General features: G+C 59.8%; 1 protein-coding gene. It reads right to left on the bottom strand.

What is annotated here, in order from left to right; all coding sequences use genetic code 11:
* Positions 1 to 850 precede the first annotated feature (850 nt).
* On the bottom strand, positions 851 to 1168 hold the full coding sequence (locus GA0061099_RS40955; protein ID WP_141697829.1) for a hypothetical protein: 318 nt from the start codon (positions 1166 to 1168) through the stop codon (positions 851 to 853).
* Between the last annotated feature and the right edge of the window lie 490 nt (positions 1169 to 1658).

Raw genomic sequence — 1658 nt, 5'->3', positions numbered from 1 at the left:
GAGTACTGCGCGCTCTAGGTCTGGGAGCATGCTCATGAGCGCTCGATGTGTGCGTGCTTGCGCCTTTTCAGAGTTCGCGGCAGCGGCTAGCGCGTCACGATAACGCCGTACCGCCTCGATGGTCCTCTCTTCAAGATGGAAATGGTCGCTCAATAGCTCGTTCTCGCTACTTGCACGGTCGTGGCCACAGCGCGTCATGCTGGTTGGATGACAGATCGCTCTCAACCTCCCTTTGATCGTACAACCTGACGCGACGTGCGCTTCAAGCTTCTTGGGCAATTAGTGGCGGAGCGCTATTGACGACGGCGCGGGGCCCTCGACGGAGGAGGCAGGGCCGTCCTCGAGTTGGTATTGGTAGCAGAAACCGCATCCGGTCGACGGCGACGTTGATGGAGACGCGCGGCGTCGAGACGATGCGCTCGCGCGCCGACGATCCCGCCTCCGATAGACGCGCGAGTGTGGCTCGCTACCCGGCTACACGGATCAGGTGGTCCCGAAAATCGGGCCGGTTAACTAATCGGATTTTGGGCGAAGGAGCGGAGAATGACGCAGAGGACGAGACGGAGCATCGACGCGGCGGATCGACGAGTTGTTCACGGCCTGGCCATTTCTCGGCTCGCAGTTATGATCGCGATGCTGCCAGCGGGGGGCGTGCCTCCAATCGCAACGTGTGCAGCGATCGATGCGTCAGATGGGGGATTGCAGAGCCCGGCCGAAGCCGCGCGCCACCGACCTGCGCCGGTACACGGGATATTCCCGTGTCTGCTGCGGCGCCTGTGAGTGGACCCCGGTGATCTCACGAATGGGGTCCACTTTCATTTCTTATGGGCGATCAGCTGTGCGACTTCGGTCAGAGCAGCACGGATGCCCTTCTGCTCAGCATTCGTCCGAAGGAGGTCATCGATTCGATGTGCTGATCGTGTTTCTTGATCATGCGCAGCGCGATCGCGAGCGCCGGCTTTCGCTGTTGCGCGGCAATGCTTCCGAAAACGCCAGCCGGTTCGAGAAGGCCATTCCGTGGCGCATCGCGCACAATCCTTGGATGTGACTTTTTATCCATAGGGGCCCGACGGCATCGCGCCTTCGAGCGGGCCGCCATAAAGAGCTCGAGAAGAAATGCGTTGTTGACCTCTTGTGGGTATAATGCAGCCGCGTCGGCATCCTTCATCGAGAGCTTCATGTATAGACGGCCCCGCGGATGCAAAGGATTTCAGCAGCACTGTGGGTACCTGGCCCGGATTGCGCCGCGGAATTGCGCCTTCGGACTTGAGACAAGCCGGTGAAGTGCTTTTCCGTGCGGCCCGCCGCGTTCATTCCGAACAAACACGAGCCAGGTTTTCGCCTTCCCACAGCAGTTCGGCGTCCTTTGGCACGTCAAAGTAGTACCATGCTCCGAGCGTGGGATTTGTCCATCCTGTTGAACTCGTCCTCCCGGATGCTGAAACGACAATTTGCGAAGGATCGCTTTTGAGCGATCTTTATGACTGCGCTCTGTACATGGTAGACGCGGTCGCTGAAACGCGAATTGTCCTGGAGGGATGGTGAACGCCTCGTCCTCGTACGGAGCGCCGCGCACATGCTGCATGCCCTTCTGGTTGAGCCACTTGGCCAGATCGTCTGCCACGTAACTCGAGCCATTGTCGCTGAGAAGCCTTGGC

The organism is Bradyrhizobium yuanmingense (genome assembly GCF_900094575.1).
Lineage (GTDB): Bacteria > Pseudomonadota > Alphaproteobacteria > Rhizobiales > Xanthobacteraceae > Bradyrhizobium > Bradyrhizobium yuanmingense.
This window is presented reverse-complemented; position numbering and strand designations above follow the sequence as displayed.